This window comes from Pseudonocardia xishanensis (genome assembly GCF_039541715.1).
GTDB lineage: Bacteria > Actinomycetota > Actinomycetes > Mycobacteriales > Pseudonocardiaceae > Pseudonocardia > Pseudonocardia xishanensis.
On sequence record NZ_BAABGT010000101.1, the window covers coordinates 36,849 to 52,722 of the forward strand.

General features: G+C 74.0%; 17 protein-coding genes. 12 read left to right on the forward strand and 5 right to left on the reverse strand.

All coding sequences use genetic code 11. From position 1 onward, the window contains the following. Window positions 1-111 precede the first annotated feature (111 nt). The 9 genes from ABD993_RS30965 to ABD993_RS31005 all read left to right on the forward strand — a co-directional run bounded on the left by ABD993_RS30965 (window position 112) and on the right by ABD993_RS31005 (window position 9,139). Complete coding sequence (locus ABD993_RS30965; protein ID WP_345426303.1) at window positions 112-825, forward strand: GntR family transcriptional regulator; 714 nt, start codon at window positions 112-114, stop codon at window positions 823-825. 62 nt (window positions 826-887) lie between these two features. Then, a complete protein-coding gene (locus tag ABD993_RS30970) occupies window positions 888-1,700 on the forward strand; it encodes an N-acyl homoserine lactonase family protein (RefSeq protein WP_345426305.1) in 813 nt (270 codons plus the stop codon). Further along, window positions 1,697-2,986: a hydroxyacid-oxoacid transhydrogenase gene (locus tag ABD993_RS30975; protein WP_345426307.1), complete on the forward strand. Its 1,290-nt coding sequence runs from the start codon at window positions 1,697-1,699 to the stop codon at window positions 2,984-2,986. Before ABD993_RS30970 ends, ABD993_RS30975 begins: the two co-directional genes overlap by 4 nt. A 76-nt stretch (window positions 2,987-3,062) precedes the next feature. Continuing rightward, on the forward strand, window positions 3,063-3,539 hold the full coding sequence (locus ABD993_RS30980) for an FmdB family zinc ribbon protein (RefSeq protein ID WP_345426309.1): 477 nt from the start codon (window positions 3,063-3,065) through the stop codon (window positions 3,537-3,539). Window positions 3,540-3,544: 5 nt separating this feature from the next. Beyond that, window positions 3,545-6,427, forward strand: a complete 2,883-nt coding sequence (locus ABD993_RS30985; protein WP_345426311.1) for an FAD-binding and (Fe-S)-binding domain-containing protein — start codon at window positions 3,545-3,547, stop codon at window positions 6,425-6,427. Between the two features lie 98 nt (window positions 6,428-6,525). Continuing rightward, complete coding sequence (locus ABD993_RS30990) at window positions 6,526-7,227, forward strand: sensor histidine kinase (protein ID WP_345426312.1); 702 nt, start codon at window positions 6,526-6,528, stop codon at window positions 7,225-7,227. A gap of 62 nt (window positions 7,228-7,289) precedes the next feature. Next, window positions 7,290-7,964 carry a DUF998 domain-containing protein gene (locus ABD993_RS30995; RefSeq protein WP_345426314.1) on the forward strand — a complete coding sequence of 225 codons (675 nt, stop codon included), beginning with the start codon at window positions 7,290-7,292 and terminating at the stop codon, window positions 7,962-7,964. Between the two features lie 9 nt (window positions 7,965-7,973). Beyond that, complete coding sequence (locus ABD993_RS31000; RefSeq protein ID WP_345426316.1) at window positions 7,974-8,801, forward strand: aldo/keto reductase; 828 nt, start codon at window positions 7,974-7,976, stop codon at window positions 8,799-8,801. A gap of 38 nt (window positions 8,802-8,839) precedes the next feature. Beyond that, entirely contained in the window at window positions 8,840-9,139 is a 300-nt protein-coding gene (locus ABD993_RS31005; protein WP_345426319.1) for an adhesin, read from the forward strand. 51 nt (window positions 9,140-9,190) lie between these two features. Here ABD993_RS31005 and ABD993_RS31010 read toward each other — a convergent pair whose 3' ends face one another. The 4 genes from ABD993_RS31010 to ABD993_RS31025 are packed head-to-tail and all read right to left on the reverse strand — an operon-like array spanning window position 9,191 to window position 12,005. Beyond that, window positions 9,191-9,490: a YciI family protein gene (locus ABD993_RS31010; RefSeq protein ID WP_345426320.1), complete on the reverse strand. Its 300-nt coding sequence runs from the start codon at window positions 9,488-9,490 to the stop codon at window positions 9,191-9,193. Then, window positions 9,487-9,963 (reverse strand): SRPBCC domain-containing protein, encoded by a 477-nt coding sequence (locus tag ABD993_RS31015; protein ID WP_345426322.1) that lies wholly within the window; start codon window positions 9,961-9,963, stop codon window positions 9,487-9,489. Before ABD993_RS31015 ends, ABD993_RS31010 begins: the two co-directional genes overlap by 4 nt. Then, window positions 9,960-10,295, reverse strand: a complete 336-nt coding sequence (locus ABD993_RS31020) for an ArsR/SmtB family transcription factor (protein WP_345426324.1) — start codon at window positions 10,293-10,295, stop codon at window positions 9,960-9,962. Before ABD993_RS31020 ends, ABD993_RS31015 begins: the two co-directional genes overlap by 4 nt. 60 nt (window positions 10,296-10,355) lie before the next feature. Continuing rightward, window positions 10,356-12,005 (reverse strand): ABC-F family ATP-binding cassette domain-containing protein, encoded by a 1,650-nt coding sequence (locus ABD993_RS31025; protein WP_345426326.1) that lies wholly within the window; start codon window positions 12,003-12,005, stop codon window positions 10,356-10,358. A 55-nt stretch (window positions 12,006-12,060) separates the two neighbouring features. Here ABD993_RS31025 and ABD993_RS31030 point away from each other — a divergent pair, with 55 nt between their 5' ends. The 3 genes from ABD993_RS31030 to ABD993_RS31040 all read left to right on the forward strand — a co-directional run bounded on the left by ABD993_RS31030 (window position 12,061) and on the right by ABD993_RS31040 (window position 15,688). Next, complete coding sequence (locus ABD993_RS31030) at window positions 12,061-12,774, forward strand: PIG-L deacetylase family protein (RefSeq protein ID WP_345426328.1); 714 nt, start codon at window positions 12,061-12,063, stop codon at window positions 12,772-12,774. Window positions 12,775-12,843: 69 nt separating this feature from the next. Continuing rightward, window positions 12,844-14,508: a 2-succinyl-5-enolpyruvyl-6-hydroxy-3-cyclohexene-1-carboxylic-acid synthase gene (gene menD, locus ABD993_RS31035; protein WP_345426329.1), complete on the forward strand. Its 1,665-nt coding sequence runs from the start codon at window positions 12,844-12,846 to the stop codon at window positions 14,506-14,508. Between the two features lie 184 nt (window positions 14,509-14,692). After that, complete coding sequence (locus ABD993_RS31040; RefSeq protein WP_345426331.1) at window positions 14,693-15,688, forward strand: hypothetical protein; 996 nt, start codon at window positions 14,693-14,695, stop codon at window positions 15,686-15,688. Here ABD993_RS31040 and ABD993_RS36980 read toward each other — a convergent pair. Further along, window positions 15,631-15,867, reverse strand: coding sequence for a hypothetical protein (locus ABD993_RS36980; RefSeq protein WP_425569201.1), 237 nt, complete (start codon window positions 15,865-15,867; stop codon window positions 15,631-15,633). The genes ABD993_RS31040 and ABD993_RS36980 overlap by 58 nt on opposite strands. Between the last annotated feature and the right edge of the window lie 7 nt (window positions 15,868-15,874).

Sequence of the window (15,874 nt, forward strand, 5' to 3'; positions counted from 1 at the left end):
GCGCCGGACGACGTTACCAAGAGCGGTTCCCCCCCACGGCGGGCGACTCCCCGTCGCGTTTGACCGGTGACGTGTGGCATGCCACTGTCGGGCGGTGCAGGGTCGTCCGCGATGAAGCCGTTGCAGGAGAACGCGAGCGTCAACGCACAGGTGCTCACCGCACTCCGTGCCGCCGTGATCAGCGGGGAGCTCGCGCCGGGCAGCCTGCACTCGGTCCAGACGCTCGCCACCCAGCTCGGCGTGTCCCGCACGCCCGTCCGCGAGGCGCTGATCAAGCTCGCCCAGCAGGGCATGGTGCGGTTCGAGCGCAACCGCGGCGTCCGCGTGCTGCTGACCTCACTGCACGATCTCGAGGAGGTCTTCGGGCTGCGGCTGCTGTTGGAGCCCCCCGCCGTCGGGCGGGCGGTGGGCAGGCTGGACGCCGCGCAGCGCCGCGAGCTGCACCGCGCCTTCGCCCACATGGAGAAGGCGGCCCGTGCGGACGACGAGTTCACCATGCTCGAACACGACCGCCGCTTCCACCGCGTCCTGCTCGAGGCCTCGGGCAACGCCCGGCTGGCCACCTTCGTCGACGGCCTGCGGGACATGGTGCTGCGCCGCGGGGTGTCCACCGCGCGCGAGTCCCGCAGCCTCGACGACATCGTGGCCGAGCACAGGGTGATCCTCGACCTGGTGGAGACCGGGAACGCGGAGGGTGCGGCGGAGGCGATGCGCGCCCACATCCGACACACGGCGCGGCTGCTGATCGCCCAGGAGTCGGGCGCCGACCCCGGATCGGTGGACGTCGACCTGGCGTGGACCGATGGCGTCATGCGCACGCATTGACGAGTGGCATGCTACATGCCACCGTGACTCGTGCCACCCCCTCAGTGCCGAAGGGACCCACCATGGCCACTGCGAACAAGCTGAGCATCATCCCGTGCGGCGCGATGACCGCCGACCTCACCTGGCTCCTGCTCAAGCCCGGCGTGAGCATCAAGCCACGCCAGGAGAAGGACTCCCCGATCGACTGGGTGGACGTGCCCACGCACTGCGTACTCGTCGAGACGGACGAGGGCAAGCTGCTCTGGGACACCTCCTGTCCGGCGGACTGGGAGAGCCGCTGGAAGCCCACCGGGCTGCAGGACTTCTTCCCCTACGACAAGGCCGGTCCGGACGACTACCTGGACTCGCGGCTCAACCAGATGGGCGTCGGGCTGGACGAGATCGACTACGTCGTCCTGTCCCACCTGCACTTCGACCACGCGGGCAACGCCCAGATGTTCAAGAACACGAACGCGAAGCTGATCTGCTCCGACCGGGAGAAGGAGTTCGCGCTCAACTTCGAGGGCGACTTCAACGGGGCCCACCTCAAGGCGGACTACGAGGGCCTCAACTGGGAGACGGTCAGCGGGGACGTCGACCTGCTCCCGGGCGTCAAGCTGATCCAGACACCTGGCCATACGGTCGGGTGCATGTCGATGCAGGTCGACCTCCCGGACTCCGGGTCGATGATCTTCACCTCGGACGCCGTGTACATGGGCGACAGCTACGGCCCGCCCGCCGCGCCCGCCGCGATCGTCAACAACCTCGAGCAGTGGTTCAGCTCGGTCGAGAAGCTGCGCGGGATCCAGGAGCGGACCGGCGCGAAGATGATCTTCGGGCACGACGCGAACCAGATCCACGAGCTGCGCACCGCGCCGGAGGGTTCCTACACGTGAGCACACCTGAACTCACCGAAGAGACGATCTTCACCTGGGGTGCCCCGCCGCTGAAGTTCGGCGCGGGCGCGATCGACGAGGTGGGCTTCGAGCTCACCGCGTACGGGGTGAAGCGGGTACTGATCGTCACCGACCCGGGGGTCAACGCGCTCGGCGCCCCGCAGCGGCTGGCGGACACCCTCAAGCGCTACGACATCGAGTCCGAGGTGTTCGACGGCGTGCACGTCGAGCCGACCGACGACTCGATGAACAAGGCCACCGAGTACGCCCGCGCGCAGGGGCCGTGGGACGGGTTCGTGGCCGTCGGCGGCGGATCGGCCATCGACACCGCCAAGGCGATCAACCTGCTGACCAGCCACCCCGGCGAGCTGATGGACTACATCAACAAGCCGATCGGCAACGCCAAGGTGCCGCCGGGTCAGCTCAAGCCGCTCATCGCCGTCCCGACGACGGCGGGCACCGGCTCGGAGTCCACCGCCATGTGCGTGCTCGACATCCTGTCGATGAAGGTCAAGACCGGGATCAGCCACTGGCGCCTGCGCCCGACCCTGGCCGTGATCGACCCGCTGCTCACGATGAGCCTCCCCCCGGAGGTCACGGCCGCGGCGGGCATGGACATCACCTGCCACGCGGTGGAGAGCTACACGGCGCGGTACTACACGACGTTCGACCGCAAGAAGCCCGAGGAGCGGGTGACCTACTGCGGCTCGAACCCGGTATCGGACCTCTGGTGCGAGAAGGCGATGAGCCTGCTCGCGCAGTCCTTCCGGGACGCCGTGCACCGCGGGGCGGACGACCTCGAGGCGCGGTCGAACATGATGATGGCCGCGACCTTCGCGGGCATGGGCTTCGGCAACTCCGGCGTGCACATCCCGCACGCCAACGCCTACCCGATCGCCGGGATGGTCAAGGACTACGTGCCCGCAGGCTACCCGCCGGACGAGCCGATGGTCCCGCACGGCCAGTCGGTGTCGCTGACGGCGCCGGAGGCCTTCCGGTTCTCCTTCGAGTCGGCTCCCGAGCGGCACCTGCGGGCGGCCGAGCTGATGGACCCGCGTGCGGACAAGCACAACGACCCGCGCGAGCAGCTGCCGAGCGTGTTGATCAACCTGATGAAGGACATCGGGATCCCCAACGGGATCGGCGGCGTCGGGTACACCGAGGCGGACGTCCCGGACCTGGTGCCGGGCACGATGAAGCAGCAGCGCCTCCTGGCGACGTGCCCGCGCACGCCGACGGAGGACGACATCGCCGACATCCTGACGAAGTCCGTCGAGAACTGGTGACCCTTTCGCACGAACGGCACTCTCGTGCGGTAGGTCCGCACGAGAGTGCCGTTCGTGCACCACAACGGAGGCGCACATGCCGATCTACGTGTTCCGCTGCGAGTGCGGTGTCCGCTTCGAACACCTCACCACCATGACCGCCTCCGACGCCCCCGCGTGCCCGCGCTGCGGCGGGGCGACCCGCAAGGTGCCCGCCGGGTTCTCGTTGGGCGGGCAGGCCGGCCCGGGGCTGAGCAAGGACGAGATGCCGCAGACCTGGAAGGGCGTCTACAACGGCGACGCCGGGTACGTCGACTCCATGCGCCGCACCTGGGACCAGCGGCAGAAGCTGGAGGAGAAGTACCCCGAGATCGCGGGCGACCAGCGGCCGATCCTCGCCCACGAGGGCCGCTACCACGACGCGCCGCTGCGGGCGGGGGACATCCAGCTCTCCGGCACCGCCCCGGTGCCCGGCGCCGCCGCCCACGGCCACGGCCACGGACACGGCCACGGACACGGCCACGGCCACACCGCGCCCACCCCCACGCCGCCCGCGAGCGGCGAGTCGGACTGAGGCCCGTGACTGCGCTCGAACCCACCACCCGGACCGACGCCACGACCGCGCTCGCCGCCGACCTCGCCCGCGTCGTCGGCGGGGAGGTCCGGTTCGACGCGGCGCACCGGGCGATGTGGTCGGCGGACGCGTCGAACTACCGGAAGGTGCCGATCGGCGTCGTGCGGCCGCGAGACGCCGCGGACGTCGAGGCCACCCTGGCGGTCTGCCGCGAGCACGGGGTGCCGGTGCTGCCGCGCGGCGCGGGCACCTCCATCGCGGGCCAGGCCGTGAACACCGCGGTGGTGCTGGACTTCACCCGGCACATGAACCGGGTCCTGGAGCTGGACCCGGACGCCAGGACCGCCCGGGTCGAGCCCGGCGTGATCTGCGACCAGCTCCGAGACGCCGCCGCCCCGCACGGGCTCACGTTCGGCCCCGACCCGTCCACGCACAACCGCTGCACGATCGGCGGGATGATCGGCAACAACGCCTGCGGGTCGCACTCCGTGGCGTGGGGCAAGACCGTGGACAACACCGTCGGGCTGGAGGTGCTGACCTACCGCGGCGAGCGCCTGGACACGAGCAGCCCCACCGGTGACATCCCGCGAAAGCTCGCCGCTTTGCACGAGCGGATCGGTCCCCGCGTGGCCGAGACCTTCCCCGACCTGACCCGCCGGGTCTCCGGCTACAACCTGGACCAGCTCGGCGGCGACCTCGCCAAGGCGATGGTCGGCTCCGAGGGCACCCTCGCCGTCACCACCGCCGCGACCATGCGTCTCGTCGAGTCGCCGCCCGCCCGCGCGCTGGCGGTGCTGGGGTTCGAGTCGGCGTACGTCGCCGCGGACAACGTCATGGTCGTCCGCGAGCACTCCCCGCTGACCATCGAGGGCATGGACGCGGGGCTGATCGCCGCGCTGCGCGCGCAGAACCCCGTCGAGACCATGTCGCGCGCCCTGCCGCCCGGCGGCGGCTGGCTCTACGTCGAGACGGGCGGTGTGGACCGTGCCGAGGCGCGCGCCGAAGCCGAGAGGATCGCCAAGGCCATGCGTCCGTACGGGCTCACCGAGGCCGTGATCGAGGACGACCCGGGGCGGATGAAGGCGCTCTGGCGCATCCGCGAGGACGGCGCCGGGATCCTCACCCGCAGCCCGGACGGCGGGGAGGCCTGGCCCGGCTGGGAGGACGCCGCCGTCCCGCCCGAGCGGTTCGGCTCCTACCTGCGCGAGTTCGACCGGGTGCTGGAGCGGCACGGCCGCCGCGGTGTCTACTACGGCCACTTCGGCGACGGCTGCCTGCACGTCCGGATCGACTTCGACCTGGTCACCGAGCCGGGGATCGCCAACTTCCGGGCGTTCATGGAGGACGCGGCGGACGCCGTCGTCGCGCACGGGGGGTCGCTGTCCGGGGAGCACGGGGACGGCCGCGCGCGGTCGGAGCTGCTGCCGCGGATGTACCCGCCGGACATCATCGCGGCGTTCGAGGAGTTCAAGGGCGTCTTCGACCCGGACGACCGGATGAACCCCGGCTGCATCGTGCGGTCCGCGCGGATGGACGAGGACCTGCGGATCTTCGTCGGCATGCCGACGATGCCGGACGACCCGCAGCTGGCCTTCACCCACGACCGCGGCTCGTTCACCCGCGCCACCCGACGCTGCCTCGGCGTGGGCAAGTGCGTGACCAGCCACGGCGGCGTGATGTGCCCCAGCTACCGCGCCACCGGCGACGAGCGGCACTCCACCCGCGGCCGCGCCCGGCTGCTGTTCGAGATGGCAGGAGGCGAGGTGATCACGGGCGGCTGGCGGGACGACGACGTCGCCGAGGCCCTCGACCTCTGCCTGTCCTGCAAGGGGTGCAAGACCGACTGCCCCGTCGGTGTGGACATGGCCGCGTACAAGACCGAGTTCCTGGCCAACCGCTACAAGCACCGGCTGCGTCCCGCCTCGCACTACTCGATGGGCGCGCTGCCGCGGTGGATGCGGATCGTCGGGAAGCTCCCGGCGAGCGCGATCACCGGGCTCAACGCGCTGGCGCGGGTGTCGTTCCTCGCGGGCCTGGCCAAGCGGGTCGGCGGGATCGCCCCGGAGCGGGGGATCCCGGAGATCGCCCGGGAGACCTACACGACCGCGGCGCGCACCCGGGCCCTGGCCGAGGGGCCGCGGTCGCCGGGCACCCGGGGCCGCGTGCTGCTCTGGCCGGACACCTTCACCGACCACTTCGACCCGTCCGTCGCCGCGGACGCGGTGGCCGTGCTCGAGTCGCTGGGGTACACCGTCGAGCTGCCGCCGCGCACCGTCTGCTGCGGTCTGACCTGGACCTCCACCGGCCAGGTGAGCACCGCCCGACGGGTGCTGCGTCGCTCGCTGCGGACCATCGAGCCCTGGGTGACGGCGGGGGTGCCGGTGATCGGGCTCGAACCGTCCTGCACGGCCGCCCTGCGCACGGACGCCGAGGAGCTGCTCCCGGACGAGCCGCTGGTCAAGACGCTGGACGTGCGGACCTTCGCGGAGGTGCTCGCCGAGCACGTCGACGAGCTGCGCGACCGGTCCGCCGGCGCCAGGCGGGCGCTGGTCCAGCTGCACTGCCACCAGCACGCCGACCTGGGCTCGGACGCGGATCGCACGGTCATGGCGGCACTGGGGATCGACGCCGAGGTGTTGGACTCCGGCTGCTGCGGCCTGGCCGGGAACTTCGGCTTCGAGAAGGGGCACTACGAGGTGTCCATGGCGGCCGCGGAACGGGTGCTGCTGCCCGCCGTGCGGGCCGCCGACCCGGACGTCGCCGTGCTCGCGGACGGTTTCTCCTGCCGCACCCAGCTCCGCCAGGCGGGGACCCGCGAACCGGTGCACCTCGCCCGGATGGCGGCCGAGGCTCTCGGCCTGCGGGGGGGCGGTCACTCGACCGAGTGAAGATCGTCCCCGGCGCCGGTGAACCGGTAATGCCCCCGATCCGTGACACGAGAGACGGACGACGGCATCGACGGCGGGGGCGACAGAGGATGACGGTCATGGCGGAACACCGGCTGGTCCCGGACACGCGGGAGCTGGACTCACTACTGGACTCACTGCTGGACGAGGTCGTCGCCGAGCTCGGCGCGACCGCCGCCGCAGTCGAGTCGCCCGCCCGGGTGCTCGCCTCGGTCGGGGACCCGCGGGATCCGGTCGTGCGCGTCCCGCTGCCGTACGGCAACGAGACCGTCGGCACGCTCGTCGTGCCCGCCGCCGGTCACCGCCCGCACGTGCTCGGCGCCGCGGCCCCCCGGCTCGCCGCGGCCGTCCGGCGTCGCACCGTCGCCCGGTCCGCCGAGACCGCCCGGCTGGACGAGACCGCCGTCCCCGGCGGGCTCGTCGCGGCCCTGCCCCGGATCGCGGGGTCCGCGGCCGTCGAGGTCCGGCCGTTGCCCGCACTCGCCCCGGACACCGAGGCCGCCGCCTCCCTGATCGCAGGCGAGGCCCTGGCCAACGCCGCCCGGCACGCCCCCGGAGCGCCTGCCCGAGTCCGCGTGCGGGTGCGGGGCCCGTACCTGGAAGTGCAGATCACGGACGAGGGCCCCGGCCTGCCCCGCGGCTTCACCGCGGGCACCGGCGTCCCGGCGATGCGCGGGTGGGCCGCGGCCGCGGGCGGCACCTGCACGATCCGCCGCTCCGTGAGCGGCACCGTCGTCGAGGCCATGCTCCCGATGGGTCCCGTCATCCCCCGCCCACGCTGACCCCGGGAACGATCTCCCGGCGCCCGATCGTTGACGAGGTGACGACCGGGAGGTGGGTGGGTGTGGCACGGGTGAGTGCGCAGGTGGCGCTGGCCGGGATCGGGATCGCCGTGGTGCTGATCCTCGGCCTGACGCTGGTCGTCGACCAGGTGGACCCGGTCCGCCGCACGATCAGCGAGTACGCCCTCGTCCCCGAGCTCAAGCCGATCTTCGACGTCGGCGTCCTGGCCTTCGCCGTCGCCACCGTCGCGGCCCTGCTCGCCCTGGCCGGGGCCCGGATCGTCCGGTGGTGGTCGGTGGGGTCCGCGGGACTGGTCCTCGGGGCCGCCGGGCTGGTCGCCGTCGTGGTGTTCGAGAAGGTGAACTGGGCGGTCGGCCCGAGCCTCACCGGCTACATCCACCGCTACGCCAGCCTCGTGGCGTTCGTCGCACTGCCCGTGGCCGCGATCGCGATCGGCCGCGCGGGCCGCGCCGCGTGGCCGCGCGCCGCGGGCTGGGCCCGCTGGACCGGGACCGCCGCCCTGGCCTGGTTCAGCCCGATCCTGGTCGGCGTCGCGCAGCGCCCGCTGACCGGGGTCTCGTGGTGGCGGGCGATCCCGCTGGGCCTCGTCGAGCGGGGCCTCGCCCTCACCGTCGTGCTCGCCGTGGGCGCCCTGGCCGTGTGGGGGCTGGTCGCGGCGCATTCCCTGCGCCGGAGTGAGGTTCTTCGCGGGATAGCTCCCGCGGACGCCGGGTAACCCCTGGACATGACTGTTCCGACGATCACCCTCAACGACGGCGTCCAGATCCCCCAGCTCGGCTTCGGCGTCTTCCAGATCGACCCCGGCCAGGACACCGAGCGGGCCCTGGCGACCGCGTTCGAGGCCGGTTACCGGCACGTCGACACCGCGCAGATGTACGGCAACGAGGAGTCCGTCGGCAAGGCGATCGCCGCGTCCGGCATCGCCAGGGACGAGCTGTTCGTCACCACCAAGCTGAACAACGACCGGCACGGCCGCGACGAGGCGCAGAAGGCGCTCGAGGAGAGCCTCACCAAGCTCGGCCTCGACCACGTCGACCTCTTCCTCATCCACTGGCCGCTCCCGCAGCGGGACGACTTCGTCGAGACCTGGCGCGGCCTCGAGCAGGCCAAGGCGGCGGGCACGGCCCGCTCCATCGGCGTCTCGAACTTCCAGGTCGCGCACCTGGACCGGCTCGCGGCGGAGACCGACACGGTCCCGTCGGTGAACCAGATCGAGGTCCACCCGGACTTCACGCAGGACGAGCTGCGCGCCTACCACCGCGACCACGGCATCGCGACCGAGGCGTGGAGCCCGATCGGCCAGGGCGGCGAGCTGCTGCAGGACCGGACGCTGACCTCGCTCGCCGAGAAGTACGGCAAGAGCCCGGCGCAGGTCGTGCTCCGCTGGCACATCCAGCTGGGCAACATCGTGTTCCCGAAGTCCGCGACCCCGTCTCGGATCGAGGAGAACTTCGACGTGTTCGGCTTCGAGCTGGCGGACGACGACATCGCGTCGATCTCCGCGCTCGACGTCGGCAGGCGCCTCGGCCCGAACCCCGACGAGTTCAACTGAGCCTGCACGGCTCCGGAAGTCTCGGTACGGTCGGTCGAATGCTGGCAATCACCGATACAGCGGCCGAAGCCATCAAGTCCCTGACCACGGACGCGGAGCTGCCGGACGGCGGCGGTCTGCGGATCGCGGCCACCGACCCCGAGCAGGGTCTCGAGCTCTCGCTCGCGGCCCAGGCGGACGGCAGTGACACGGTTCTCACCGGCGAGGGCCTCAACGTGTTCCTCGAGCCCATGGCGGCCGAGGTGCTGGAGGACAAGGTGCTGGACGTCCAGCCGTTCACCAACGACGAGGGCCAGGAGGAGCTGCGGTTCGCCATCGGCCCGCAGGCCGAGTCCTGACCTGATCGACCCCACGAGAGGCACCCCCGGCGGGGGTGCCTCTCGTTGCGTTCAGGCCCGGGTCACCGCGGACAGCACCGGCAGCATCTCGAAGGTGCACACGCCCGCGACCACCGCCGGATCGCCCTCCCCGAGCGCGGCCGCCTCCTCGGCGGACGCGCCGCGGACCACGGCCATGCCCCACGGTCCCGCGGGATCGCCGACCGGCCCGAAGAAGATCGTCCGGCCCTCGTCGAGGTGCCCGCGCCAGTAGGCCGAGTGCTCGGCCATGACGGCGGCCTCCTGCTCGTCCATCGTGACGGCGAAGTCCGGCCGCGGCGGGAGCAGCCGGTAGAGGAACCAGTCGGTCATCGCAGATGCTCCCTGAAGGCGTCGAGGATGGTCGCCCAGCCGCGGGTGAACGCGCCGCCGGTGTAGCCGCCGGGCACCGCGCAGTCCTCGCCCAGCTCGGCGGGGCCGAGCCGGTCCCACCCGCGGTGTTCCAGGTCCACCAGGGTGCGGCCGTCCGCCTCGGTGAACCGCAGTTCCACCTCGGTCGGGGTGCCCGTGATGGTCCAGGTCATGGTCAGACCCGCGGGCGGGTCCCAGGCGAGCAGCGTGCCCCAGTCGTGGGTGGTGCCGTCGTGCCAGTGCTCGGTGACCGTGCCGCCCACACGGCGGTCCACCGAGACCGCCGCGATGCGCGCGCTGCCGCCGCGGGAGAAGGGGTCCAGCGGCCACCACTCGGCGAGCCGGTCGACGAACACGCGGAAGGTCTTCTCACGGTCGGCCGCCACCTCGACGGTCCTGCGGATCGGCGGCCGCACCAGGTCGAGCTCGCTCACGACTCCTCCACCAGGGACTTCGCTCGGTCCAGGGCGTCCGCCCAGATGCCGTCGAGCGCGGCCTGGAGCTCCCGCACCGCCTCCCGGCGGGCTCGGTAGAGCCGCCGGGTGCCCTCCCGTCGCTCGCTGACCAGCCCGCTCTCCCGCAGCACGGTCAGGTGTTGGCTGACGGCGGTGCGGGAGACCTCGAACTCCGCCGCGATCTCGCCCGCGGCCCGCTCGCCGCCCGCCACGAGCCGCAGGATCTCCCGCCGCCGCGGCTCGGCCAGCGCCCGGAACTTCGCGTCGACGGACTCCGGACCGGTGTCGAGCGGTGCGGCCGAACCGTGCACGGTGATCCCCTCTGTTCGTCTTCGCTAACGTTAGCGAGCACTGACAGAGTGGCGCAAGGGTCACTCCTCGACGAGCCGACCCCCGGTGACGTGCCAGCGCCGGGTCGCGCGGACGGTGTCCAGCATCCGGCGGTCGTGCGTGACGAGCAGGACCGTGCCCGCGAAGTCGTCCAGGGCCGCCTCGAGCTGCTCGATGGCGGGGAGGTCGAGGTGGTTGGTCGGCTCGTCCAGGACCAGCAGGTTGACCTCGCGGGCCTGGAGCAGGGCGAGCGCGGCGCGGGTCCGCTCGCCGGGGGACAGCGACGCCGCGGGCCGCGGCACGTGTGCCTTCGTCAGCCCGAACTTCGCCAGCAGGGTCCGGACCTCGGACTCCGGCCAGTCCGGCACCGCCCGGCCGAACGCGGTGACCAGCGGTTCGTCGCCGAGGAAGAGCCCACGGGCCTGGTCGATCTCGCCGACGGTCACCCCGGACCCCAGGCCCGCCGAGCCGGAGTCCACGGGGATCCGCCCGAGCAGCGCGCCGAGCAGCGTGGACTTCCCGGCCCCGTTGTCCCCGGTGATCACCACGCGGTCCGCCCAGGCGACCTGCGCGGTCACCGGGCCGAGCACGAAGTCCCCCCGTCGGACGACGGCGGCGTCCAGCCGGGCCGCGACGGCGCCGGACCGCGGGGCCGAGGCGATCGTCATCCGGAGCTCCCACTCCTTGCGGGGCTCCTCGACGACGTCCAGCCGCTCGATCATCTTCTGCGTCTGCCGGGCCTTCGCGGCCTGCTTCTCGCTGGTCTCGGCGCGCCTGTTCCTGCCGATCTTGTCGTTGTCGGAGTTCTTCCCGCCCTTCCGACGGGCGTTGCGCACGCCCTGGGCCATCCAGTTGCGCTGCATCTGGGCGCGGTCCTTGAGCCGGTCCAGCCGGTCGTCGTACTCCTCGTAGGCCTCGCGGGCGTGCCTGCGGGCGATCTCGCGCTCGTCCAGGTAGCTGTCGTAGCCGCCGTCGTAGACCCCGACCCTGTGCTGGTGCAGGTCCAGCTCCACGATCCGGTTCACGGTGCGGGCCAGGAACTCCCGGTCGTGCGACACGATCACCGTGCTCGCACCCCGCCCACCCCACAGCCCCTGGACGAACTCCTCCAGCCGCTCCAGGCCGTCGAGGTCCAGGTCGTTGGTGGGCTCGTCCAGCAGCAGCACGTCATAGCGGGAGAGCAGCAGCGCGGCGAGCCCGGCGCGGGCGGCCTGACCGCCGGACAGCGCGGTCATCGGGGTGTCGAGCGGCACGCCGAGCCCGACCTCCGCGGCGACCTGACCGGCGCGTTCCTCCAGGTCGGCCCCGCCGAGGGCGAGCCAGCGGTCCAGCGCCGCCGAGTACTCGGTGCCGTCCGAGGTGGCCAGCTCCTCGGCGGCGGCGTCCATCGCGGTCTGCGCCGCGGTGACCCCGGTCCGGCGCGCCAGGTACTGCGCCACGGACTCCCCGGGCCTGCGCTCCGGTTCCTGGGGCAGGTGCCCGACGGTCGCGTCCGGCGGGCTCAGCGCGACCGTGCCCTGCTCGGGCCGGTCCTCACCGGCCAGCAGTCGCAGCAGCGTGGACTTCCCCGCGCCGTTCACCCCGACCAGCCCCACGACGTCCCCCGGGGCGACGACGAGGTCCAGCCCGGCGAACAGGACGCGGGCGCCGTGTCCGGCGGAGAGGTCGGTGGCCTGCAGTGTCGCGCTCATGACACGCCCGAGCCTAGTCGGCGGCAGTGGGTGCCCTTCGGGCCATCATGCCTTCATGACCCTCGACGCCTTCCCGGACGACTGGTCGCGCGCGCTCGTCGTCGTCGCGCACCCGGACGACATGGAGTACGGCGGCTCCGGTGCGGTCGCCCGCTGGACCTCCGACGGCAAGGAGGTGACGTATCTCCTGGTCACTCGGGGTGAAGCGGGGATCGACTCGCTTCCGCCGAATGAGTGCGGGCCGCTGCGGGAGGCCGAGCAGCGGCGGGCGTGCGCGGCGGTCGGGGTGTCCGCGGTCGAGTTCCTGGACCATTCGGACGGGGTGGTCGAGTACGGGCTGCCGCTGCGCCGTGACATCGCCGCCGCGATCCGCACGCACCGGCCCGAGGTGGTGGTGACCGGCAACTTCGCCGACCGCTGGCCCGGCGGCGGGCTCAACATGGCCGACCACGTCCACACCGGTCGCGCGGTCGTCGACGCCTGCCGGGACGCGGGCAACCGCTGGGTGTTCCCGGGCGCGGGCGGCGAGCCGTGGACCGGGGTGCGGTACCTGGCGGTCGCGGCCTCCCCGGCGGCGACCCACGCGGTGGACATCGGCGCGGTGTTCGACCGCGCCGTCGCCTCCCTCGCCGCCCACGAGCGGTACCTGGCCGAGCTCGGTGGGGACATGGCCGACCCGGAGGCCTTCCTCCGCCCGATCGCCGAGGCCGCGGGCGCCGAGCTCGAGGGCGCGACCCTGGCCGTCGCCTTCGAGGTCCACTCCCTCTGACGGCGGGCAGGCATCCCTGTGAGCGGGGAGGCAGGGCGGGATCCCCGGGTGCGACATAGGGTCGAGGACGTGAACCCGTCCACCGCCCAGGCCCGCGTGGTCGTGGACGAGCTGGTCCGCCTCGGCGTGACCGACGCCGTCCTGTGCCCGGGCTCGCGCAACGCGCCGCTGGCGTACGCGCTGCACGCCGCGGACGCGGCGGGGCGGCTGCGGCTGCACGTGCGGGTGGACGAGCGCACCGGCGGGTTCCTGGCGCTCGGGCTGTCGCTGGGGTCCGGGCGGCCGGTCCCCGTGGTCACGACCTCGGGGACGGCGGTCGCGAACCTGCACCCGGCCGTCCTGGAGGCGGGCTACTCGGGCATCCCGCTGCTCGCGCTGACCGCGGACCGACCCTCGGACCTGGTCGGCACCGGGGCCAGCCAGACCATCGACCAGCACGGCATCTTCGGGGCTGCCGTGCGCCGGTCGGCCACGCTCGCCGTGGCCGGACCGGACCCGCGGGACCCCGCGCGGTGGCGGTCGGCCGTGGACCGGGTCGTGGCGGCGGCCACCGGTGCCGCGGGCGGTGAGCCCGGCCCGGTGCACCTGAACGTCCCGTTCGCCGAGCCCCTCGTCCCGGAGGCGGGCACGGAGTGCCCGGCGGGTCGGCCGGACGGGTCCCCGTGGACGGTGGTCGCGCCCTTCGCGCGGTCGGTGTCGTCGCTCCCGCTCGATCCCGCGCTGCCCACACTCGTCGTCGCCGGGGGCGGCTCGGCGCCGGATCCCGCGCTGCTGGGTGGCACCCCGCTGGTGGCCGAGCCGTCCTCCCCGCTGTGGGCGCACGGCCTGCGGACGGGCCCGTGGCTGCTCGGCACCGCCGGGCTGCCCGCCCCGCGGCAGGTGATCGTGATCGGCAGGCCGACGCTGCACCGCGCGGTGAGCAGGCTGCTGGCCGATCCCGCGGTGGCGGTCTACGCCGTGGCCGACCCGGACGGGCTGCCGTTCGCGGACGTCGCGGGCACGGTCCGGGCCGTCGGCGCGCTGCCGCGGCTGACCCCGCCCGCGGGGTTCGCGGAGCGCTGGCGGGAGGCGGACGCCGCGGCCGCGGAGGTCCTGGAGGCACGGCTGGTGCCCGGGCGGGACGAGGTGCCGCGCGGGCTGGTGCTCGCCCGCGCGCTGGTCGACGCCCTGCCCGGCGGCACCCGCCTGGTCCTGGGCTCGTCGAACCCGGTGCGGGACGTCGCGCTCGCCGCGGTGCCCCGGGCCGGGCTCTCCGTGCTGTCCAACCGCGGGGTCGCCGGCATCGACGGCACGGTCTCGACGGCGGTCGGCGTGGCGCTGACCCATCCAGGGCCCACGGTCGCGCTGCTCGGCGACCTCACCCTGCTGCACGACACCACCGGCCTGCTGATCGGCCCGGACGAGCCCCGGCCCGCGCTGACGATCGTCGTGCTCAACGACTCGGGCGGCGGCATCTTCACCCTGCTCGAGCAGGGGGCGCCCGAGCACGCGGACTCGTTCGAACGGGTCTTCGGCACGCCGCACCGCGCCGACCTCGCCGCCGTCGCCGCGGGACTGGGGGCCGCGCACACCCTGCTCACCGACCTCGCCGACCTGCCCGAGACGCTGGCGGTCGAGGGCAAGGGGCTGCGGATCGTGGAGGTCAGGGCGGACCGCGCCGCGCTCCGGGCGGGGCACGCCGCGCTCGCCGCGGAGATCGGAGCCGCGGTCCGGGCGCTCCCCGTCCACACCTGAGCCGAGCCCCCTCCGGGGTTGGGCCGGGTGGAGCAGGGGAGTGCGCCGAGTGGTCACGGTCCGGCAGCCGTCGTGCCCTCCGCGTAACGGGCGGCGGCGGGAGGCCGATGCGGGAGACGGATCCCGCGTGCGCGCGGAGTCCGGTCGTCGCGCCCCGCGGCGGCCCCCGAGCCCCGAGGAACCGGTGACCTCCACCCTCCGGAGCCACGGCCCCCTCCCCGAGCCGCGGCCCGTCCCACACCAGGACGCCCGTGCGTCCGGCCTCCGGGCGGCCCCGGCTCCCCGCAGCCCGGACGACTGGGTCACCGGCCGGTGGCGCCGCCCGGCGGGCACCCCCGCGCCCTGGACCCGCGGCGCCGCCCCGGTCGAACCCACACCCGCCGTGCCGCCCGTGTCCCGGGCGTCCTGGCCGGCCTTCCTCGGGGAGCTCGGCGCGCTGGTCGGCACCGCGCTGGTCGCGTGGGCGGCCGTGCGGGGGCTCGACGGCGTGCTGCCCGCCCCGCGCCCGGCCGCCGTCCTGGCGCTGGCCGGCGGGACCGTCGCGGCCACGGCGACCGCGGTGGCGGGCCGGGCCTCCGGGAGCAGACGCGCCGTCCGGATCGCGGCCGCGATCGCCGGGTACACGCTGGTCGGGCCGCTGGGCACGGCGCTCGACCTGCACGAGGGCGGTCTCTGGCCCGGGGTCGAGGTCGTCGGGCTGCTCGGGGTGGTCGCGCTGCTGGTGGTCGCTGTGCGCAGGCGCTCCGCGGCCCGCCGCCCGGTCGTGGTCGCGGCAGGCGCCGCGCTGGCGTGCGCCGCCACCCTCGCGGGCACGGTCGGCGAGCTCGCCCCCGCCTTCGCGCTCCCGCCCGGTGCCGCTCCGGCCGCGCTGCTCGCGGCCTGGGCCGGGACGGGGGCGGCCGGGCTGCTCGCGCTCGTCGCGGGCCTGCGCCGGGACCGGCCCCTGCTGCGCCGCGTCGGGCTGGCGTTCGCGGCGCTCGCCGCGGCGCACGCGGTGGCGGTGTCCGGGGTCGCGGCGACCGTTCCGGTCGCGTTGACCCTGGCGGCGACCGCGGCGCTGCTCGCCGCCGCGGTCCCGTTCCTGTTCAGCGCGGTGCGGGGGCTGTGGGAGCAGCGCGAGGCCTACCGCGTGGAGGCCGAGCTCCTGCGAGCCGCACTGGAGCACGACCGGCGGTTCTGACCGCCCGGGCTCACCGTGCCCGGACCAGGTGGTCGCGAGACGGCAGGGTCAGGAGGCCGGGGCGGCGGTGGTGGGGTCCGCGGCGCCCTCCGGGACCGCGGGTTCGGCCGGCGCCCGCCGTGGAGCCGGTCCGCCCCGGCGGACCCGACGACCGTGTCCGCCCCCGCGGACCCGACCACCAGGAAC